This is a genomic window from Paenibacillus sp. CECT 9249, from assembly GCF_918697855.1.
Taxonomy (GTDB): Bacteria; Bacillota; Bacilli; order Paenibacillales; family Paenibacillaceae; genus MSJ-34.
In genome coordinates, this window is record NZ_CAKKLI010000004.1 from 112,069 (window position 1) to 131,806 (window position 19,738).

23 protein-coding genes, 1 pseudogene and 1 riboswitch are annotated in these 19,738 nt (G+C 48.2%); of the genes and pseudogenes, 21 read left to right on the forward strand and 3 right to left on the reverse strand.

Annotated features, from left to right (window positions below; translation table 11 throughout):
* Positions 1-20 precede the first annotated feature (20 nt).
* Together deoB and LQ229_RS05530 are read left to right on the forward strand one after the other, a co-directional pair.
* On the forward strand, positions 21-1,193 hold the full coding sequence (deoB, locus tag LQ229_RS05525) for a phosphopentomutase (RefSeq protein WP_230191138.1): 1,173 nt from the start codon (positions 21-23) through the stop codon (positions 1,191-1,193).
* A 37-nt stretch (positions 1,194-1,230) separates the two neighbouring features.
* Positions 1,231-2,058, forward strand: a complete 828-nt coding sequence (locus LQ229_RS05530; RefSeq protein ID WP_230191139.1) for a purine-nucleoside phosphorylase — start codon at positions 1,231-1,233, stop codon at positions 2,056-2,058.
* Between the two features lie 138 nt (positions 2,059-2,196).
* On the opposite strand, the gene LQ229_RS05535 is transcribed toward LQ229_RS05530, so the two are convergent.
* On the reverse strand, positions 2,197-2,370 hold the full coding sequence (locus LQ229_RS05535) for a hypothetical protein (protein ID WP_216539805.1): 174 nt from the start codon (positions 2,368-2,370) through the stop codon (positions 2,197-2,199).
* A 98-nt stretch (positions 2,371-2,468) separates the two neighbouring features.
* Between LQ229_RS05535 and LQ229_RS05540 the strand changes: the two genes are divergently transcribed.
* The 5 genes from LQ229_RS05540 to sigF all read left to right on the forward strand — a co-directional run bounded on the left by LQ229_RS05540 (position 2,469) and on the right by sigF (position 7,070).
* A complete protein-coding gene (locus LQ229_RS05540; RefSeq protein WP_216539806.1) occupies positions 2,469-3,794 on the forward strand; it encodes a pyrimidine-nucleoside phosphorylase in 1,326 nt (441 codons plus the stop codon).
* A gap of 399 nt (positions 3,795-4,193) precedes the next feature.
* Positions 4,194-5,402, forward strand: coding sequence for a D-alanyl-D-alanine carboxypeptidase family protein (locus LQ229_RS05545; RefSeq protein WP_216539807.1), 1,209 nt, complete (start codon positions 4,194-4,196; stop codon positions 5,400-5,402).
* A gap of 104 nt (positions 5,403-5,506) precedes the next feature.
* Positions 5,507-5,860: an anti-sigma F factor antagonist gene (gene spoIIAA, locus LQ229_RS05550; protein ID WP_216539808.1), complete on the forward strand. Its 354-nt coding sequence runs from the start codon at positions 5,507-5,509 to the stop codon at positions 5,858-5,860.
* Entirely contained in the window at positions 5,857-6,303 is a 447-nt protein-coding gene (spoIIAB, locus tag LQ229_RS05555) for an anti-sigma F factor (RefSeq protein WP_216539809.1), read from the forward strand. The genes spoIIAA and spoIIAB overlap by 4 nt, the downstream gene beginning before the upstream one ends.
* An 11-nt stretch (positions 6,304-6,314) precedes the next feature.
* Positions 6,315-7,070, forward strand: coding sequence for an RNA polymerase sporulation sigma factor SigF (sigF, locus tag LQ229_RS05560; protein WP_216539810.1), 756 nt, complete (start codon positions 6,315-6,317; stop codon positions 7,068-7,070).
* Between the two features lie 70 nt (positions 7,071-7,140).
* On the opposite strand, the gene ytaF is transcribed toward sigF, so the two are convergent.
* Entirely contained in the window at positions 7,141-7,773 is a 633-nt protein-coding gene (ytaF, locus tag LQ229_RS05565; protein WP_216539811.1) for a sporulation membrane protein YtaF, read from the reverse strand.
* Positions 7,774-7,986: 213 nt separating this feature from the next.
* A complete protein-coding gene (locus LQ229_RS05570) occupies positions 7,987-8,640 on the reverse strand; it encodes a DUF1232 domain-containing protein (protein ID WP_216539812.1) in 654 nt (217 codons plus the stop codon).
* A 482-nt stretch (positions 8,641-9,122) separates the two neighbouring features.
* Positions 9,123-9,289, forward strand: a riboswitch (M-box (ykoK) riboswitch).
* 84 nt (positions 9,290-9,373) lie between these two features.
* Between LQ229_RS05570 and mgtE the strand changes: the two genes are divergently transcribed.
* The 14 genes and pseudogenes from mgtE to LQ229_RS05635 all read left to right on the forward strand — a co-directional run bounded on the left by mgtE (position 9,374) and on the right by LQ229_RS05635 (position 19,738).
* A complete protein-coding gene (gene mgtE / locus LQ229_RS05575) occupies positions 9,374-10,708 on the forward strand; it encodes a magnesium transporter (RefSeq protein ID WP_216539813.1) in 1,335 nt (444 codons plus the stop codon).
* A gap of 409 nt (positions 10,709-11,117) precedes the next feature.
* Positions 11,118-11,528, forward strand: coding sequence for a hypothetical protein (locus LQ229_RS05580; RefSeq protein WP_216539814.1), 411 nt, complete (start codon positions 11,118-11,120; stop codon positions 11,526-11,528).
* A 66-nt stretch (positions 11,529-11,594) separates the two neighbouring features.
* Complete coding sequence (locus tag LQ229_RS05585) at positions 11,595-12,140, forward strand: GrpB family protein (RefSeq protein ID WP_216539815.1); 546 nt, start codon at positions 11,595-11,597, stop codon at positions 12,138-12,140.
* 275 nt (positions 12,141-12,415) lie between these two features.
* Complete coding sequence (locus tag LQ229_RS05590; protein WP_230191140.1) at positions 12,416-12,637, forward strand: hypothetical protein; 222 nt, start codon at positions 12,416-12,418, stop codon at positions 12,635-12,637.
* A 105-nt stretch (positions 12,638-12,742) separates the two neighbouring features.
* Entirely contained in the window at positions 12,743-13,177 is a 435-nt protein-coding gene (locus LQ229_RS05595; protein WP_216539817.1) for a VOC family protein, read from the forward strand.
* Between the two features lie 126 nt (positions 13,178-13,303).
* A complete protein-coding gene (locus LQ229_RS05600) occupies positions 13,304-13,711 on the forward strand; it encodes a hypothetical protein (protein WP_230191141.1) in 408 nt (135 codons plus the stop codon).
* 606 nt (positions 13,712-14,317) lie between these two features.
* Complete coding sequence (locus LQ229_RS05605) at positions 14,318-14,482, forward strand: hypothetical protein (RefSeq protein WP_230191142.1); 165 nt, start codon at positions 14,318-14,320, stop codon at positions 14,480-14,482.
* Between the two features lie 396 nt (positions 14,483-14,878).
* Positions 14,879-15,073, forward strand: a complete 195-nt coding sequence (locus LQ229_RS05610; RefSeq protein ID WP_216539820.1) for a DUF4177 domain-containing protein — start codon at positions 14,879-14,881, stop codon at positions 15,071-15,073.
* A gap of 5 nt (positions 15,074-15,078) precedes the next feature.
* Positions 15,079-16,014, forward strand: a complete 936-nt coding sequence (locus LQ229_RS05615) for an aminoglycoside phosphotransferase family protein (protein ID WP_230191143.1) — start codon at positions 15,079-15,081, stop codon at positions 16,012-16,014.
* A 553-nt stretch (positions 16,015-16,567) separates the two neighbouring features.
* On the forward strand, positions 16,568-16,969 hold the full coding sequence (locus LQ229_RS05620; protein WP_230191144.1) for an RDD family protein: 402 nt from the start codon (positions 16,568-16,570) through the stop codon (positions 16,967-16,969).
* 533 nt (positions 16,970-17,502) lie between these two features.
* Entirely contained in the window at positions 17,503-18,015 is a 513-nt protein-coding gene (locus tag LQ229_RS05625; protein WP_216539877.1) for a GNAT family N-acetyltransferase, read from the forward strand.
* A gap of 89 nt (positions 18,016-18,104) precedes the next feature.
* A pseudogene (locus tag LQ229_RS27265) lies at positions 18,105-18,279 on the forward strand (ATP-binding protein); the annotation flags it as partial.
* Between the two features lie 144 nt (positions 18,280-18,423).
* Positions 18,424-18,990 (forward strand): sigma-70 family RNA polymerase sigma factor, encoded by a 567-nt coding sequence (locus LQ229_RS05630; protein ID WP_230191145.1) that lies wholly within the window; start codon positions 18,424-18,426, stop codon positions 18,988-18,990.
* A complete protein-coding gene (locus LQ229_RS05635) occupies positions 18,983-19,738 on the forward strand; it encodes a hypothetical protein (RefSeq protein ID WP_230191146.1) in 756 nt (251 codons plus the stop codon). The genes LQ229_RS05630 and LQ229_RS05635 overlap by 8 nt, the downstream gene beginning before the upstream one ends.

Consider the following 19,738-nt stretch of genomic DNA (forward strand, 5'->3'; position numbering starts at 1 on the left):
GACGAAGGAGATGAACAGCTTTGTTTAAACGAATTTGCGTAATCGTTCTGGACAGCGTAGGCATCGGCGAATTGCCCGATGCCGCGCACTTCGGCGATGCGGGAGCGCATACGCTCGGCCATATTATGGAGAGCGTCCCCGCTACGCGGCTCCCGAATATGGAGCGAATGGGGCTTGGCAATATAGCGCCGCTGCCTCATGTGAATCCCGCCGAATCGCCTTCGGCCTATCACGGGAAAATGGCCGAAGTATCGGTCGGCAAAGATACGATGACCGGACATTGGGAGATTATGGGACTGAAAATCGACACCCCGTTCAATACCTATCCGGACGGGTTCCCGCAGGAACTGCTCGACGAATTCGAACGGGAAACGGGACGGAAAGTGATCGGCAATAAACCGGCCTCCGGAACGGAGATCATCGTCGAGTACGGGGAAGAGCAAATGCGCACCGGCGCATGGATCGTCTATACGTCGGCGGACAGCGTATTCCAGATCGCCGCGCATGAAGACGTCATACCGCTCGACGAGTTGTACCGCGGATGCGAAATCGCGCGGAAGCTGACGTTGCGTCCCGAGTTTTCCGTCGGCCGCGTCATCGCCCGCCCTTATGTCGGCAAGCCCGGAGCGTTCACGCGAACGCCGAACCGGCACGACTATGCGGTGAAACCGCCGGAGCCGACGGTGATGAATACGTTGAAGGACGCCGGCAAGGACGTAATCTCGGTCGGCAAAATTAACGACATCTTCTCCGGGGAAGGCGTCACGGCGTCGCATCCGACGAAGAGCAACGCGGACGGCATTCAAAAAACGCTCGCCGTTCTCGATTCGCCGTTCCAAGGATTGGCGTTCGTAAACTTGGTCGATTTCGACTCGCTGTACGGACATCGCCGCGACCCGGCCGGTTATGCGGCGGCGCTGGAGGAATTCGACCGCGCCGTTCCCGAATTGACGAAGCGGATCGGGCCGGATGATTTGCTTATGATTACGGCGGACCACGGAAACGATCCGACGCATGCCGGAACCGACCATACGCGCGAATACGTGCCGCTGCTCGTGTACAGCCCGTCGCTGAAGCAGCCGGCATCGCTCGGCGTTCGGGCGACGTACGCCGATGTCGCCGCGACGATCGCGGACAACTTCCAGGTGGCCCCGCCGGGGAACGGGACCAGTTTTCTATCCCAATTGCGTTAACGAAGACGAAGGATGATCATTTTACGGAGGGGAAACCATGACACAAGCATTGAATTATAACATGATCGAAGAAGCCGCCGCCTATATACGCGCCAAGACGCCGCTTAAGCCCGAGGTCGGACTGATTCTCGGATCGGGACTCGGCGTCTTGGCCGACTTGATCGAACAAGGAGTTACGATTTCGTACGACGAAATTCCGCATTTCCCGCAGTCTACGGTAGAGGGGCATGCGGGCGAATTGCTGATCGGGCAGATTCAAGGCCGCGCGGTCGTTATGATGAAAGGCCGATTCCATATGTACGAAGGCTACGGCCCGGAAGTGACTGCTTTCCCGGTTCGCGTCATGAAAGCTCTCGGCATCTCGTCGCTGCTGGTGACGAATGCGGCGGGAGGCGTCAACACCGATTATCGCGCCGGCGATTTAATGTTGATCGCGGACCATTTGAATATGACTGGACGGAATCCGCTCATCGGCCCGAACGATAATGCGCTCGGCGTCCGTTTCTCGGATATGTCGGAAGCGTACAGCCGCCGATTGCGCGAATTGGCGAAGCGGATCGCCCAAGAGCAAGGAATCCCGCTGCAAGAAGGCGTATATGCCGGAATGCTCGGGCCAAGCTATGAGACGCCGGCGGAAATTCGCATGCTGCGCGTATTGGGCGGGGATGCGGTAGGCATGTCCACCGTATCCGAAGTCATCGTGGCGAGACATGCCGGCATCGAAGTGCTGGGCATTTCATGCATCAGCAATATGGCGGCAGGCATACTGGACCAGCCGTTGTCGCATGAGGAAGTGATGGAAACGACCGAGCTGGTGAAGGAGAAGTTCCTCAATCTGGTGCTGGCCGTGATTCCGCATATGTAAGATGCGTCAAGGCTTTTAGGATTAGGCGTTTGCTTTGGCGGCAGCGGCATATTCGGCCGTTCGCTCGTTTCTCGCGTATGACGCAAACAACCGGCAGCTCTTGACTGCCGGTTGCTTGAAATATAATATGCTGCGCTGTCAGCGAATGCCTGTTTTCTGTAACGCATGTTCCCAACTCGGATAGTAGTACAATGCGTTTTGCATTAAATCCGGGTACGATTTTTTAACGCTTTTTTTGCTCAATGTTTCTCCGTTAGCGTGCAATTGCTTTATGCGGGTTAATACATCTTCAGCATTCATTTGAATCTCCATCGACTTTTTACCCCTTTCGCTAAGATATTCTAAGTATATCCTTAAATGGAAAATGTTATAATATTTCTGACAAAAATCGATACGATGAGGTGACCGAGATGAGAGCTGTCGAAATTATTCAAAAGAAAAGAGACGGACGGGAATTGACATCGGAAGAAATTGCGTTTTTCGTTCGCGGATACAGCGAAGGCAGTATTCCCGACTATCAAATGTCGGCGTTGGCGATGGCGGTTTATTTCAAAGGAATGACAGCCCGCGAAACGGCCGATTTGACGCTGGAGATGGCGCGTTCGGGCGACCAGGTCGATTTGAGTCCGGTCAAAGGTGTGAAAGTGGACAAGCATTCGACCGGCGGCGTCGGCGACAAAGTAACGCTGGTGCTCGCTCCGCTTGCGGCCGCCGCAGGCGTTCCCGTCGCCAAAATGTCGGGCCGCGGTCTCGGACATACCGGCGGCACGATCGATAAGCTCGAGGCGATAGCCGGATTTTCGGTCGAGTTGTCGCGGGAACGGTTTTTTGAGCAAGTGAACGAGATCGGTGTCGCCGTCATCGGCCAGAGCGGCAATATGACTCCGGCCGACAAGAAGCTGTACGGATTGCGCGATGTGACGGCAACCGTCGATTCCATCCCGCTCATCGCCAGTTCCGTCATGAGCAAGAAAATTGCCGCGGGCGCCGATGCGATCGTCCTGGACGTCAAGACGGGAAGCGGGGCGTTCATGAAAACGTTGGACGATTCGATCGCGCTTGCCCAAGCGATGGTCGATATCGGGACCGAAGTCGGCCGCAATACGGTAGCTGTCATTAGCGATATGGATCAGCCGTTAGGATTTACGATCGGAAATGCTCTCGAAGTGAAGGAAGCGGTGGATACGCTGCGCGGGAAGGGGCCGCGGGATCTGGAAGAGATCTGCTTGCTCCTCGGCGCGCATATGCTCGTATTAGGCGGACAGGCGAAGGACGAAGACGAGGCACGCACGATCCTGAAACGGCATATCGCGGACGGCAGTGCGTTTGAGAAGCTGAAGCAGCTTGTCGCGGCGCAAGACGGAGACGTCTCGCAAATCGAACATACCGACAAATTGCCGGCCGCCGCCAAGCAGGTGGAGGTCAAGGCGAAGCAAGCGGGCATCGTACAAGCGATTCAAGCGGAAGAGATCGGCACGGCGGCCATGGTGCTCGGAGCAGGACGGGAAACGAAGGAATCGGTCATCGATTTGGCGGTCGGCATCGAATTGCGCCGCAAAATCGGCGATGCCGTGCAAACCGGGGACACGCTCGCCGTACTGTATGTAAACGATGAACGGAAAATCGAAGAAGCGTCGGCGCGCGTATTGGAGGCGTACCGTATCGGGCCCGATCCGATCGGGAACAAACCGTTAGTATACGCGATCGTGACCAAAGACGGCGTCAAGCGCCTGTGAATCGGTTGAAATGACAAGAAGATCCGCCCTATGCAATTTCCTGCATAGGGCGGATCTTCTTTGTTGTTCCTATATTTCATACAAAGTAACGTTTACATACCAAAACAATGAAAGCCCTGCCTCTCTTCCATCCTTGCGGCTCCGATGACCGCGCCAGTGTGAATCAGTAAATATTCGGCTCGCGGATCGCCGTGAAATACAATCCTTGCCTGCGGTAAAACGTCTTACAATTGTTGGAAAGTTGGATTCAAACCAAAATGAAATGGAACAAATCGGAGGATGAATCGTAGCAGTGATTTTTATATCTTACTACGAAATTGCAAAATATGCAATGGAATAATTTGTTTTCTTTCGGACAACAATAAGTAGAAGTACGATTCATAGCGACAGAGTTCATCGATGGAGGGAATACGCTTGAAAAAATGGCTATTGCTATCGCTTAGTTTGGCGCTAATCAACGGTATTTTCGTTCCGGCGGCATTTGCCGACGAGAAGCAGCCGACGGCAAGCGAGAAAACGGAGAAAAAATTGGATTTAGCGCCGAACGCCAGGTCTGCGGTGTTGATGGACGCCGATTCGGGCACGATCATTTTCGAAAAAAACAGCCACGATCGGCTGCCTCCGGCAAGCATTACGAAAATTATGACGATGCTGCTTATTATGGAAGCGTTGGATCAAGGCAAGCTGAAATTGGACGATCCGGTGCAAACGAGCGAATATGCGGCATCGATGGGCGGTTCGCAGATTTTCCTCGAACAGGGCGAGGTGATGACGGTCGACGAAATGTTGAAGGGCATTGCCATGGCGTCGGGGAACGACGCTTCCGTCGCGATGGCAGAGAAAATATCGGGGTCGGAAGAAGCGTTCGTGGAATTGATGAACGAGCGAGCGAAGCAGTTGGGGATGAAAGATACCCATTTTGTCAATTGCAACGGGTTGCCCGTCTCGAACCATTACACTTCCGCGCATGATATCGCCATTATGTCTCAAGAATTACTTAAGTATGATCAAATTACGAAATATACGGGAGCGTACCAGGACTATTTGCGCAAGCAAACGCCTAAACCGTTTTGGCTCGTCAATACGAACAAATTAGTCCGATTCTACACCGGTGCGGACGGCATTAAGACGGGGTACACGTCCGAAGCGAAGTTCTGCTTGTCGGCGACGGCGAAACGCGACACGCTTCGCGTCATTTCCGTCGTGCTTGGCGAGCCGAACGTGAAGACCCGCAATCAGGAAGTAACGAAGATGTTCGACTATGCTTTCGCTCAATACACGAATTTCCCAATATTCAAACAGGGCGACGAGATGGGAACGGTGAAGATCGAGAAGGGTTCCGTGCCGGAATTGACGTTAACCGCCAAACATCAATACAGCGTATTGATGAAGAAGGGTGCGGACCAGAAATCGATCCGGCATGAGCTTGTCATTCCGCAGCATATTACAGCGCCGATCCAGGCGGGACAGCCGCTCGGGAAGCTGGTCGTATATCAAGGAGATAAAGTGCTGAAGGAATTTGCGGTGGAATCGCCGCTCGAAATTAAGAAAGCCGGATGGTGGATTTTGTTCAAGCGTACGTGTTCGAAGCTCTTTTTTGTAGATTGATAGCGGTTTTCTTCTAGTTTTGTCGGCAGGCAGGAATTGGATTTTCCGATGTAGAATTGAACGAGAGAAAACCGATTGTTCATCATGGGGAGGGAATGAACATTATGAATCTGCAAGTGGAATTGGAACATCAACGGGACGTATTGATTGTACGTCTGAGGGGCGAACTGGATCACCATACAGCCGATGCCGTTCGCGCTAAAATCGACGAGTCGATCTATCGGGGACAAACGAATCATTTGGTTTTGAGCTTGAAGGATTTGCTGTTCATGGACAGTTCAGGGATCGGCGTCATTCTGGGGCGTTACAAGCTGATCCAAAGCAAAGGCGGCAAGATGGCCGTTTGCGACGTCAACCCTTCCGTACATCGGTTGCTGGAACTGTCAGGCCTGTTCAAAATATTGGCCCAATATGATAACGAGAGAATGGCGCTCTCGGGATTGGAGGTCGTATCATGAGCGGAAACAATGCGATGAAACTGCAATTTTCAAGCAAATCGGAAAATGAATCGTTCGCCCGCGTAGCCGTTGCCGCGTTCGTCTCGCAGCTCGATCCGACGATCGAGGAGTTGACGGATATTAAGACCGTTATATCGGAGGCGGTGACGAATTCGATCATTCACGGCTACGATAACGATCCCGACGGCATCGTTACGATTACGGCGAGCATCGAAGGCGAATCGATAACGCTAACGGTGGAAGATGAAGGGCGAGGCATCGAAGATTTGGAGCTGGCGAAACAGCCGCTTTATACGTCGAAACCGGAATTGGACCGGTCCGGCATGGGTTTTACGATCATGGAAAATTTTATGGATGAGTTCGAAGTCGTCAGCGAAATGGGCAGCGGTACGAAAATCCGGATGAAAAAACGGATTGAATCCAAAAAAGCGTTGTATAATTAGGGGTTGGGTCTATGGATGTCGATATGAAGCGAACCTCGCAAAATTACCTTGACGATACGGAAGTGAAGCGATTAATCGCGCTTAGTCAATCCGGCGATACGTTGGCCAGAGATACGCTTGTCAATTGCAATATCCGGCTCGTATGGTCGGTTGTTCAACGATTTATGAACCGCGGGTATGAGCCGGAGGATTTGTTTCAGATCGGATGCATCGGCTTGTTGAAATCGGTCGATAAATTCGATCTATCCTATGATGTCAAGTTCTCGACGTACGCGGTTCCGATGATTATCGGCGAAATTCAGCGCTTCTTGCGGGATGACGGCACGTTGAAGGTAAGCCGGTCGCTCAAGGAAATGGCGAATAAAGTGCGTAAAATGAAGGACGAACTCTCCAAAACGCTAAACCGCTTGCCAACCATTAAAGAGGTGGCGGAGGCGCTTGACATTTCGCCGGAGGAAGTCGTGTTCGCGCAGGAAGCGAATAAACCGCCGACTTCGATCCATGAGACGGTGTTCGAGAACGACGGCGATCCGATCACGCTTATGGATCAAATCGCGGACGATTCCCAGGAGCGTTGGTTCGACAAGCTGGCTTTGAACGAAGCGATCGAAGGATTGTCCGAACGGGAACGGCTCATCGTCTACTTGCGTTATTACCGCGACCAGACCCAGTCCGAAGTGGCGGCGCGTCTCGGCATTTCCCAGGTGCAAGTCTCCCGGCTGGAGAAAAAAATACTGCAGCTGATCAAAGAACAAATCGCTCAGTGAACAAGCCCCTCAATATCGAAACGGTATTGAGGGGCTTTGACGTGTGCCAATTGTTCGAAGAAGCGAACTCCTAATCAAAAAAAACGGAAACTGCAATTAATAGCAGTAGAAACCCGCTGATTAACGTTCCGAACTGTCCTATCGTAAACTTGCCGATTCGAACATGCGTTAGTTTCCGTCCGAAAGTAACGCCGGCCCAGACGGTCACAAAACTGCCGGCTGCCGCCAGGATCGATATGACTAGAGGGGAGAAACCTAACAAGCCCGCCCCGACACCATTCGTTAAAGCATTAGCCGAAAGGGCGATACCGAGCACGATTGCTTCCCAGAAACCGATGCTTTTGGAGTAATCGAAATCGATCGATGCAGGGTTCCGGAAGATCCCTTTTATTCCTTCCGACTTCGATTCGCTCTGTCCGGATAATGTGTCCTTGTTACGCGGAACGGCCAGCAACATAATTCGAATGCCGATAACAACTAAAATAAAGGCACCGAGCAAGACAGGCAGGATCCCGGGCAATATTTCCGAAATCCAGAGTCCGAAATATATGCCGGACATACTGAAAAGAAAACAAATTGCCGCAATGAGCAAATTTGAAAGCAAACTTATACGGATATTGCGAATCCCATAAGACAGGCCTACTCCCAAATTGTCAATGCTTGACGAGAAGGTTAACGCAGCAATAATAAACCATGATGTCATATGAAAAACTCCTTTTGACGATTATTTAATGAACATTATATTGGCGATTAGCAACAGTGTGCATATCCATTTACATGAAATGTTGACAAATGGGAAACGAGTTGATTGAATTTTGTCAATAGAACGGAATAACCGTTTATGTCGAGAAAAAAGGGTCGCCGAGTCCGTCTCAACAACCCATTACATCTATTTTTGATTTTCACGAACGTCCCGTTATTCGGACGGCTTGAACAATTTCGGTGTCTGGAGAGCGTTCGCAATCAGTTTTACGGCAATAGCATCGTCTATATAACCAATCGGAAAAATATAATCCGGAATAACGTCCACTGGCGAAATAAAATAAATCAATGCGCTTCCGATTAATGCCATCTCCCATGGAGCGCCTTTGTTTATGCGGAATTTCTCGTACATATCTTTTAGCTGATGAATAAACGGTCCGGTACCGCTTATTTTTTGAAGCTTTGTCTCAAATTGCCGCAGTATCGTTTCTTTGCCTTCTTCCGTTTGCGCATACTGTTCGTATTTGGCCAATTCCCGTTCGACATTCTCTACGCTGAACTGATTATAATGTACATTGGAGGATTCGAGGATGTCTTGAATATTGTCGATCGAGGCATGAATATCCGATTCCCGCCGATTGACAGAGTAACCGGCAGCGGCAAACAACTCCGAGACGGGAACCTCGAGACAATCGGCAAATCGTTGCAAATGTTCCGGAGTCGCTTTTCGCTTCCCGTTTATGATCCGCGAGACGGTGGCCGGATCAATCTGGGTGAGTTCGCTGCATTTCCTTATGGATAAAGAGCGCTCCTGTAACAGTCTCTTCAACAATAAGCCAAGGGTGCCGCTGTTCTTCTGTTCAGACATACTGACGATCCTTTCTAAAAACCGGTTTGCTTATAATATATATCGATGTTGACATTTTGTCAAAACGGATTCCCGTTACTCGCTACTTTTTCTGGCGATCAGCAATTGTCATTGACAGCATAAACGGTTGGGAGTACGATAAAACTTGTAGTCGTTCTGTCCTCGTTAGGCGAGTCTCCTATACAAACCTTCAGACTCCGGAGGATTTTCATTTTGAGAAAGGGGTGGGATCATGGAAGGAAGTCCGAGTCGAAACGATAACCGAAGGCGAGATTCAGTAAAGAGGAAGAGTCCTTTCCCTACGGCCCTCCCATGTTCCCCATGCGGCGATTTGCGCATGTTTCGCGATATGTGCGAGGCGTGCTTCGATTTGTGCGGGCCTATGTAACATGCGAGCAACCTTTGCGCGTAAGGAAACGGATGAAGGCTCTCTCTTTATGGGAGGGCTTTTTTGGTTTCGGTCGATTTCCACGGAAATAAAATACGAACCTCGTTAGGTGAGGCTCCTGTATGGAGAAATGCTGCTGCCCAGAAATGTCCAAAGACGCCAATGGGTCAACAGAAGCCATCGACATAAGGTGGTTTTTAATGTAGCTGGATTCCGCTCCTATGCCATACAGTGCTAAAACTCAACGAATGGAGGTGTCGATTTTTCGGGTATAACACGCCTTCATTCGTTATGGGCGTGTTTTTTTGTGTGGAGAAAAAAATGTTCATGAAGGAGGCAATGTTCATGGTACAAGAACTCAAAAAATTGCTAGCCCATCATAAGGAGTCCGAAATACGCGACTTCATATCCCGTTTTCAACCTTTTGATGTAGCGGAAATGTTAACAACAGATCTTGACAGTGAGGAACAGCTCGCGCTTATATCCATGTTTCCCATTCCGTTAAGTGCGGAAGTTCTCGAATATATCGAGCCGGAACTGCAATATCGCATTCTCGTTCGGAGCAGCAAAGAAACGACCACCTTGCTGCTTCATGAAATGTCAAGCGATAAGGTCGTCGATTTGCTCTTAGCCATTCATCCTCATCAAGCGGATAAATTAATGGAGTTATTGCCGCTCGATTATCGGGATAAACTGAGCACGTTGATGAACTATCCCCCGGAAACGGCAGGGAGTCTCGCTACAGTGGAATACATTGCCGTTCGGGATTCTTGGACGGGAGACCAGACTTTGCGGCATGTTCGAAAAGTCGGACATGAGGCCGAAATTGTTTCCTATATCTATGTTCTCGACACTTATGGAAAGCTAGTCGGCATCGTATCGCTGAAAGATACGATCATGGCAGGTACCGAATCGAAAATAGGGGATATCATGAAAGAAGATGTCATTTCCGTTCCCGCCGATATGCATCAGCAAGAAGTCGCGAATATTTTAACCAATTATAATTTGGTTGCGATCCCCGTCGTTACTCACGACAACCGGATGATTGGAATTGTTACCGTAGACGATTTGATCGATGTCATTCATGAAGAAGCGACCGAGGATTTTCAGAAACTGGGCGGAAGTCAGCCGCTAGAAGAGCCTTATTTTAAAAACTCCATTTGGAAATTGTTCCGCAAACGTATCGGATGGCTGCTCATTTTGTTTGTCGCGGAGGCTTATACGGGGAATGTGCTGCGCCACTTTGAAGATACGCTGTCCGAAGTGATTGCCTTAACCTTCTTTATACCATTGCTGATCGGCACGGGAGGCAACTCGGGAACGCAGACGGTAACGACGCTCGTTCGCGCACTGGCTCTCGGCGAAGTCAGATTCAAGGATATTTTCAAAGTAATGGGCAAAGAAGTAGCCACAGGTATTTTTCTCGGGATTTGTATGGGACTTGCCGCCTTTGTGCGGGCGGAGTTTCTGGGGGTGGGATTCGACATCGGCTCGGTAGTTGCCGTCACCGCCGTGTTTGTTGTCATCTGGTCATCCCTCGTTTCGGCGATCTTGCCGCTCGTTTTACACAAATTAAAAGTCGACCCGGCCGTTGTTTCAGGTCCGTTTATTACAACATTGGTTGACGGAACCGGATTGATCATCTACTTCACAATGGCCAAACTAATGTTGAATCTATAATCGTCCGGCAACGATCCCCGCTTGTTTTTCGGATTGGAAAAGAGGATTTTGCAGAAACATTTGCATTTCCTCAGGTGCGATTTGCGCCGCCGAAAGGGTTTTGTATTTACGATCGAGAATAAATAAAGCGGGACGAAAATAAACCGTAAGAGGACGGGGTGTTGTTCCGAGTTGCGTACGTATATGGCGGAGGGAATGCACATGGAAGCGAAATTCGAGGAATACAGCATTAATACGGATAAGTCCCTATTAAATGATGAAACGATCCGGATTTTTGGGAACGGCCGATGCCCTTAGGCTATACGAACAGTATGGATTTGTAAAAGACGCCGAAAGATTTATGGTCAGACGACCCCGATTATGACCGGCATTAGACGAATTTTCATCAAATCAACAAGGAAGCGATCGTTTGAAGAACTTTCAGAATGTTTTCTTTTTTGCAACTTTAGCATTTTTTTTCATTGCGAGTGTACTGTCCGGGAATTCGACTTTTCAAGGTTTTGCCGGAGCTATCATTATTATTGTCATTATAGGCCTCGTATTGAAGTATGCGAATCGATTCATTTACGAGCCGTTGAGTGGCAAACTTATTACACGAAAAAATGGTTGGAATTTGCTGTTAAGTATTGACGTTCTCCTTATCACTTGCATCTCAATCATTGGTTTAGTGATCGTGAATCATAATGCGGAATTTGAGGAAAAGATGGCGAGTTATATTGTTTTTGGATCTTTTTATATCTTTGCATTGATTAAATCGATTAGATCAAACTTGCGTGAAAGACAACGGATGTTGAAAGACGATAAGGATACACATATCTAACGAAACGAATCGGTGTGGAACGAATATGGAAGTAACGAATACACTGCGCATTTGAAGGAGATATAAATGGAAGATCAGTGGATCATATCGCAATACAATTCAGATTGGAAAGCGGAATTTCAACGGATAGGGTCCCATTTAAGGCGGTCGTTGGGCGAACTGGCGATCCGGATCGATCATATCGGATCGACATCGGTTGTTGGAATGGATGCGAAACCAATCATCGACATTCAAGTTTCCGTTATCGATTTTGATGATGTATCGGTGTATAAAACCAAGATAGAACAAGTGGGGTTTGTTCTGCGGGAGATGAATCCGGACAAAACGAAAAAGTATTTTCGAGAAATGCCGGGAGCCAGGAGAACTCATGTTCATGTACGGCGGGCGGGAAGTTTTGGAGAACAAATGACGTTGCTTTTTCGTGACTACTTAAGAACGCATCCGGCAGATGCGATAAGATATGCCCGGGAGAAACATCGATTAATGAGTATGTATAAGAATGAACGGCCGAAATATGTTGAAGGAAAAGGACCGATGGTATGGAATATATTGCAAAAGGCTCATCGATGGTCGCAGGAAATCGGCTGGAGACCAGGCAAAACGGATGTGTAAGCGTTGGTGCGTTCCTGCGGTGAGCAGCAAGGCGTTTAACAAGACCGATGGAATTTGTATTTAGGGCTGCTCGGAGGCAGCCCTTCATGTTAGCGATTACGATGATCTTTCAGAGAAACCGTTATTTATCTACACGTATTGATCGGACGGAGTATTATCCAACATGACGGCTTGACCGGGATGATTGGACTGCAGCATCCCAACGAGCTTGCAAAATGGCGATGATGCACCAGCTAAGCGCCGCACTTGCCACTTCGCGGACAGATGAAGGGTATATGGCAGAAATTATAGAGAATCCCGACGGAACCTATTGTTATGTGGAAAAGCATTGCCCGATTTGCGAGGCGGCGAGAGCATGCTCCAATCTTTGCAAGAAGGAAATGGAGATGTTCCGGCAAGTCATCGGCGACGGTGTCGAGATCGCAAGAGGCGAGCATATTTTAAAAGGCGACAATCGTTGCGTGTATTGGATTAAACCGGAAGAGACATCTGTGTGAACCTTGCACATTATACCGGGTGTACTGGTATGTTGTCCTGGCAGCAAATTCGTAATTGTCTTCGGTAAAGCGGTTTCAAAAATTCGAACAAAGGGAGTGTTCTATATGAACGGAAAGTTTGCATTTTCGCGTATCGGCTATGTCTACGTTCCTACAGCACAAATCGACGAATCCATTGCATGGTATACGTCCAATCTGGAATTTAAATTGATAAACAAATTTCAAGACAGGGGTTCGTATATTGCGGTGCTGCATCATCCGCATCAACATTCGATTGCTTTATTGCTCATTGAGACGACAGATAAGAAACCGTTGGAAATTGCGAGAAACGGACAACCCTTTCCGATTATGGCGCTCAACTGCCCGGATATTGAATTTACGCATCGCCAGCTGCAGGACAAAGGATGGGAAGTCGGGGAACTGCATACGCTAGGCAACGGAGAGGCGAAATATTTTTACTTCAGAGATAATGAAGGAAACCTATTGGAAGCGGCATGGTCCGTTTGGGATCCAATAGACGAATTTAAAGCAGATTTTTAACCGAATATTTAAGCTCTAGGAGGATTTCGTATCCTTCTGCAGACCGTTTCCAGCAGCGTTTCTACTGGTATAATAGGATATAGACAGCGGGCTCCAATAGAAGGAACGGATCACTTCGCCTTAGTTTTGACTGGATTATTCAATCAAAGAGTCATTCTCGGCGCTTTGGCGGCTCCGATCGTTGCGAGCAGAATTTGTCCCGCCTATGCTATTGTGCTCGGCCTGCTGGTCGTATCCGCCGGATTTCTCATTGATCGTCGGGTCCGCCCCCCGGAAAGGGCCGGAGCGGCTTCGTCGCTACCGGAGACCAGCGGCGAGCTGGGCGCCGCATTGGGCGTCGCCGCGTTGGGGAGCATCGGCACAGCAGTGTACCGCGGGGGAATGGAAGTGCCTGCCGATATTCCAAGAGAAGCGGCTGAAGCGGTCGGGGATAGCCTCGCCGGCGCAATTGCCGCAGCCAAGAACATCCCCGCGGAGCTTGGTACCGAACTGACGGCAGCCGCGCATTGGAAAATATACAATAGAAACAGCTAATCCGCCGTTCGAAACGTGCTTCCATTGGAAAACCTCCAATGGATTCTTGGTTTTATCGCTGTTCAGTTTCATTTTCGTCCAAATCCGCTGCATAAATTCCAATGAAAAGCTGTAAAACGAGGATTAAGCGGTTAGAATATTGGATCAAATCCAATGGACTTCGTCTTCTGCTTAGAAATTATAGTCATTCTCCAACAACCTCAATGCAAATTGCGGGGCAATAACGGTAAGCAGCATGATGGCTTTCATGCAGTCGCCAACGAATTTTCCATCTAAAATTCAGTGTGATACTATGTTGCTAACGCTTAATGCGGCTGTAGGGGGGATGATGAACGATGGCGCCTAGGAACAATTCGCACAAATTCGCGAATGAACGCAAAGAAATGGTAATTGCCGCAGGCTTAAAAGTTTTTGCACGAAAAGGAATCGAAGGCACGAAAATTAGCTTGATCGCTGCGGAAGCCTGAATCAGCCATTGGAGCTAATGGAAGGAAACGGCGATATCTTCATGGTCATGAAGCAAGCGCTGCGATCCGAAGACGTTCCGGAAAGAACGATGAATTTGACGAAGATATTTCAACCCGGTATTCAGCCCATTTCCTGCCCTTGTTTATCGAGGGACAAAAGGCGGGCGAATTGATTCAAGGCGCCCCCAAGGAATTGCTGGAAGTGTATTTAGCGGTTATTTCCGGTTTCATGACGGAGGAAGTCCGGTGGTGGAAAGATAATCTGGATACGAAAGTCGATCTCCTTGTTCGTATCATTTCATGAGTTTACCGGGTTAGTTGGCAAACAACCGGAGCTTACGCCGCCCGGCTGTTTGTTTTGCTAAGCAATAATCATTTGCGAAACGGCTGCAACATGGGACGGAAAGCATTTCCTTTGAATCTGCGCCGTTGGGCGATTCCAAACGCTGTAACCCCTGCTGCCCCTAGAGCCACTAAGGACATGATCGTTCTCCGGTTATTTACCCTTTGCAAGATGGAACGCATCCATTGCATACTGTTTCACCGCCTCATGATTAATGGTTCAATCGATGAACATTCGTTATTTTGCGTATGAAACCGATTTTTTCATACAAGGAAATAAACTGAAGTCTTCAGAACTTGGCTGTGCAACCCAACAATGAGATAATAGAAAAAATCGAATGTAGAAAGGAAGATCGAGATGGAACAATGGGAATATCGAACGATTAAATATGAAACAGGCGGATTTTTTGGCGGCAAAGTAAGAGAGGATGAGTTCGAGGAAGAATTAAACCGCCACGGTCGTGAAGGTTGGGAGCTTGTTTCTTGCTTCGACACAAGCATATATCAAGGGCAATCCAAAGATATTATTGTCGTTTTCAAAAGACGAAAGTAGTTTTCATGGTGTTTCCTCATTTTGATTATTCCCGCCTGGATCGATATATTCCGATTTTGATTGGAAATAAAGGCATTCATCCAATTCATAAGGGTTATTCCAGCGATCGGAAGTTTGATGTTGTATTGCATCACGGACAACGTGTGTTGCTGCGGATTTTCGATTTGCAGCATTCGGATTCGAAAAAATGTGAGTTCGATGTTCTTGCGAACATGCAAAACTTAGGCGTGAAATGTTCGGTTCCCATCGAGTTCGGGCAAGCAGCAAGCTTGGGGATCGCATATATGATTCTTTCATATATAGAAGGCAATGATGCCGCCGACGAGCTCCCGAGCCTCGCCGAGCATCAGCAGTATCGTGTCGGCGTCGAAGCCGGCAAGGAATTGTTCAAGATGCATCAATGGCGGGCGCCGGATTCGATACCGCCGTGGCACGAGACGAAACGAAACAAGCATACGCATTACTTAGAGCAGTACTCGTCCTGCGGCGTAAGGGTGAGAAACGATGCAAAGTTGATGTCTTTTATCGATCGACATATCCCGTTAATAAAACATCGTCCAAATCTTTTTCAACACGATGATTTCCATATAGCGAATATCATCGTCAAAGAGACGAGGCTATCCGGAATTATAGACTTCAACCGGTACGATTGGGGAGATCCGATTCACGAGTTTCTTAAAACGGGAATGTTCAGTTCCGAAATTAGCATCCCGTTTTCGATCGGACAGATCCGGGGCTATCATAACGGCCGCGATCCCGACCAATATTTTTGGACCTTATATTCGCTCTATTTGGCGATGACCATTTTTTCGTCCGTCGTGTGGATTCTCAAGGTGAAGCCTGAGGAATTGACTCGCATGATGGAGAAAATAAATAGAGTATTGGATGATCACAACGATTTCGACGAAATCGTGCCGAGATGGTATAAGCCGATTAAATAATAAATATCTTCATCAACGCCAAGGGCATCTTAATGACAGAGTGTATTAGGATGCTTTTTTATTTGGGAAGGCTCTTATTATCGTCCGAGCCATGGGCGGGTGAGTCTGTTGAAAGAAAGAGTGATGTTCTATGAACCGATTGGAAGAAATAAGAAGGAAAGAAAAGCAATATCATGACTCCTACTATAATCGGCATCAATTATTTGAGGAAGGTACTTGGTTACAAAAACGATAATGGAGCTTATGGATTTATTTGACGAAAGAACCGATGTATGAGCTGCTGTTCGAAACGAATGAGATCATTCATAAATTTCGGACGTTCTATCAGGAGTGGAGTTTATTGAAACATACAGTAAAGCCCTATAATATCCAAATTGAAAGGGACGGCCGACCCGTCATGCTGCATGGCGATGCGGTAACCTGGGCTGAACAAAATGTTCGTACGTTTCATGAATCCGTATGATTGACTTCCTTTTTCCTTGCTCTACAATAGAAGTAATGTCAGGACGGGACCATTGCCAAAAGGAAAAAAATGCGCAGGAGGGGAGTTAGGATGAATCGCGAAGCAGGCTTTTGGATAAGGCTGGGGGCGATATTATTGGATGCGCTCATCGTTTCCCTGCCGTTATCGATCGTCGCTCTCATTTTGACGGGCGGAGGGAACGCCGAGGAATGGATGACCAATGTATTAACGGGTTTGTACTCACTGCTGGTGCCGGTTTTTTGGAATGGATATACGGTTGGAAAACGGATCTGCGGGATACGAATCAGAAAAGTATACGATCATTTGCCGCCAAGTATAGGAACAATGCTCTTGCGCAATGTCGTTGCCGGCATTATATATGGATTTTCGTTCGGAATCGCGCTGATTGTAAGCATCTTCATGGTTGCCTTGCGCGAAGACAAACGAGCGCTTCACGATTTTATTGCAGGAACGGAAGTCGTATATGATTGAATTGCGTCATAGAGATAAGACTCATATCCCGATATGTTCGATATTTCATGTGCAGGACATCTGCTTTCTGGGGAAACCGCCCGAAACAATTCCAGGCAAGAAATGGTGTGGAATTCAAGCCCATATTATCAAATGTTATTTGACTCAATTCGTACGTCATTGCATACCTGTCCACATGGCCGCGCAAATACGCGGCCCTATTTCCGTCATACAGACGAAAGGAACGGTTAATTTCATAAATCCGCAGGCGGCTGACGCGCCGTCGGGCGGGCTAACGAAACGAATACACGCTAATAGCCTGAAAATCACCTTGTTGCTCGTGTAACGAAACAGTAACACGCTAATGAAGGGGAAAAGGCGGTAAAACCGCCCGTTTCCAATGAATAACGACACGTACTTTCGTTATAATGGGAACGCCTTCGTTTTGAGCCCAATAAGGATTATGAGTTTCGTTAGCGCAAACTATGGAAACAGAAGGCACTAATGTATTGCCGAAAAAAATAAAAGCAGCTTAGATAAAGGAGCACACGATGATGAACGACAAACGATTTGATCAAGTGTTTACGATTATGAACGCCTCATTTCCCGAGATTGAACGGAGAACCTATGCCGGGCAGAAGAAATTGCTGTCCGATCCGCATTATCGTCTCATTACGGAAACGGATGACAGCGACGATATCATCGCTTTTCTTGCCGTGTGGGAATTTTCCTCATTTCGTTTTGTGGAACATATTGCCGTCGATCCGGCCATACGCGGAGGAGGGATAGGAGGCAAACTTATGACCGCGTATATTCGAGAGTCGTCAAAACCCATTCTATTGGAAGTGGAGCCTCCCGCGACGGACGTAGCGGAACGGAGAATACACTTCTACGAGCGGTTGGGATTCCGTCTTAATCCTTTCGAATATGTACAGCCCCCTCTTCAGAAGGGGCAGCCGGAATTGCCGCTTCAAATGATGAGCTATCCTCAGCTTCTTACGGAAGAGGAATTTGCTCTTTTTCAAGAAATATTGTATACCAAGGTGTATAAGGTTGCCGGAGCGTAACGACCATAATATAAAATTAACGCGCTGAATTCCGCATTGGATCGGATGAATCGCGACGGGCAAGAGGTTCCGGAAGACCAGTTGGCGATATGTTTCAACCGTTTCACCGCATCGAGACATCGAGAAACCGCAATACCGGCGGAAGCGGGCTCGACTTGTATATTGTCAAACCAAATGCTGGACAAGCATGGCGCCCGGTATTCCATCGCCAACACGGATCGGAGCGTGCTGTTCACGATTCTATTTCCGAGAGAAGATTCCTAGAGGATGGGAACTTCTCTTTTTCATTTATACAACTTCATCATTACGCGAGGATGTAAGTTTGATTTTCCGTATTCAAACTTTTTGCGTTCTTTTTACGAATATAGTAACAAGCCGCCAATTTACGTACGGACAAAGCGCTGTGAGGTGAACTATGGACTGCGAAGACGTTGGATTCGAAAGCTAAAGAGGAATATCAGAGATCCTGCGGCGAATCGGCTCGTTGCGAAATATTACAAAGAAATGTACGCCTTTATTTATAAACAAACGCTCGACCCCGAGTTGTCGCTTGATCTCACGCAAGAGATTTTCATAAGCGTTCTCGGTTCCATCAAAAGCTTCGATTCCGGCAAGGCGTCGTTTCGGACTTGGTTGTATAAGCTGGCCTCCAACCGCCTTGTCGATTATTACAGGTCGAAGTATTACCAGTATGCGAAATATTCGGAACCGATCGACAATTACGACTGGAGCGACGGGCACGATATGGCCGTTTCGCTGGAGTACCGGGAAGATTTCGAACGAATCGCTTCGCTTGTCAATCGGCTGGACGCCGGTTCGCAGCAAATTATTCGGTTGAAACTGTTCGGAGAATATACGCTGCAGGAAATCGCCGCAAGCGAATCGCTTCCGCTCTCTACGGTGAAAACGAGATACTATGCGGCATTGAAATGGATCAGAAAAAAATTGGAGGAGGATCGCCACGGCCATGGATAAAGAAAAATTTCGCGTCCCTATGCCGGACGAACGAACCATTCAGGCGGAAATTCAGAACATTGTGTCCGCTGCCGCAACGCGTCAGGCGAAGGAGTCTTTCCTGGAATATTTGCAGGCCTTATACCGGCATATCGGCATCAGGCATATATTCTCCGACCGCTCGGAGCTTGCCTTTATACTGATGATCGCGTTTACCCTGCTGGGCTTCGCCCATTTCGGACCGAAACCGGACCGGGCCCATGACGTTTACTCGTTTCTATTTGTCATTTCGCCGATTTTATTTCTCGCTTGTTCGATCTTTACTTATTTCAATAAAATGATGCACCGGACTTACGAAGTGGAGATGGCATGCAAATTCAACGTATATCAGGCAACTGCCTTTCGGATGCTGGCATTCAGCGTCGTCTCCGTGTTGGTGAATACCATCGGCATCCTCTTCATCGTCAATGGCTATCCTGAAATTCATTTTTTGCGGGCGTTTATGATTTCGATAACGGCTCTGTTCGTATTCTCCATTCTGTTTTTATACGTCATGATAAGACGATGTTCGGTTCCGGCCCTGCTGGCAACGGTTGCGGCCTGGATTGCGGGCAACGTGATATTACGTTTTGCAGGGAACATGTTATACTTCGACATTCTTCTCGGTTTGCCGCTCATCGTTTATGCGATTGTACTCGCGATCAGCCTTTATTGTTACTTGCGGTATATAAATAAATTGATCCGCTTAAACCATGCGAAAGGAGCTTAA

Excerpts from the sequence above, each read along its gene's own strand:
- LQ229_RS05610 (WP_216539820.1), top strand. The coding sequence starts at position 14,879 with ATGGAACAATGGGAATATCGAACGATTAAATATGAAACAGGCGGATTT.
- LQ229_RS05540 (WP_216539806.1), top strand. The coding sequence starts at position 2,469 with ATGAGAGCTGTCGAAATTATTCAAAAGAAAAGAGACGGACGGGAATTG.
- LQ229_RS05545 (WP_216539807.1), top strand. The coding sequence starts at position 4,194 with ATGGAGGGAATACGCTTGAAAAAATGGCTATTGCTATCGCTTAGTTTG.
- ytaF (WP_216539811.1), bottom strand. The coding sequence starts at position 7,773 with ATGACATCATGGTTTATTATTGCTGCGTTAACCTTCTCGTCAAGCATT.
- LQ229_RS05620 (WP_230191144.1), top strand. The coding sequence starts at position 16,568 with ATGAATCGCGAAGCAGGCTTTTGGATAAGGCTGGGGGCGATATTATTG.
- LQ229_RS05595 (WP_216539817.1), top strand. The coding sequence starts at position 12,743 with ATGAACGGAAAGTTTGCATTTTCGCGTATCGGCTATGTCTACGTTCCT.
- spoIIAB (WP_216539809.1), top strand. The coding sequence starts at position 5,857 with ATGAGCGGAAACAATGCGATGAAACTGCAATTTTCAAGCAAATCGGAA.
- LQ229_RS05530 (WP_230191139.1), top strand. The coding sequence starts at position 1,231 with ATGACACAAGCATTGAATTATAACATGATCGAAGAAGCCGCCGCCTAT.
- LQ229_RS05615 (WP_230191143.1), top strand. The coding sequence starts at position 15,079 with ATGGTGTTTCCTCATTTTGATTATTCCCGCCTGGATCGATATATTCCG.
- LQ229_RS05625 (WP_216539877.1), top strand. The coding sequence starts at position 17,503 with ATGAACGACAAACGATTTGATCAAGTGTTTACGATTATGAACGCCTCA.
- sigF (WP_216539810.1), top strand. The coding sequence starts at position 6,315 with ATGGATGTCGATATGAAGCGAACCTCGCAAAATTACCTTGACGATACG.
- LQ229_RS05585 (WP_216539815.1), top strand. The coding sequence starts at position 11,595 with ATGGAAGATCAGTGGATCATATCGCAATACAATTCAGATTGGAAAGCG.
- LQ229_RS05590 (WP_230191140.1), top strand. The coding sequence starts at position 12,416 with ATGGCAGAAATTATAGAGAATCCCGACGGAACCTATTGTTATGTGGAA.
- spoIIAA (WP_216539808.1), top strand. The coding sequence starts at position 5,507 with ATGAATCTGCAAGTGGAATTGGAACATCAACGGGACGTATTGATTGTA.
- LQ229_RS05535 (WP_216539805.1), bottom strand. The coding sequence starts at position 2,370 with ATGGAGATTCAAATGAATGCTGAAGATGTATTAACCCGCATAAAGCAA.
- mgtE (WP_216539813.1), top strand. The coding sequence starts at position 9,374 with ATGGTACAAGAACTCAAAAAATTGCTAGCCCATCATAAGGAGTCCGAA.
- LQ229_RS05635 (WP_230191146.1), top strand. The coding sequence starts at position 18,983 with ATGGATAAAGAAAAATTTCGCGTCCCTATGCCGGACGAACGAACCATT.
- LQ229_RS05570 (WP_216539812.1), bottom strand. The coding sequence starts at position 8,640 with ATGTCTGAACAGAAGAACAGCGGCACCCTTGGCTTATTGTTGAAGAGA.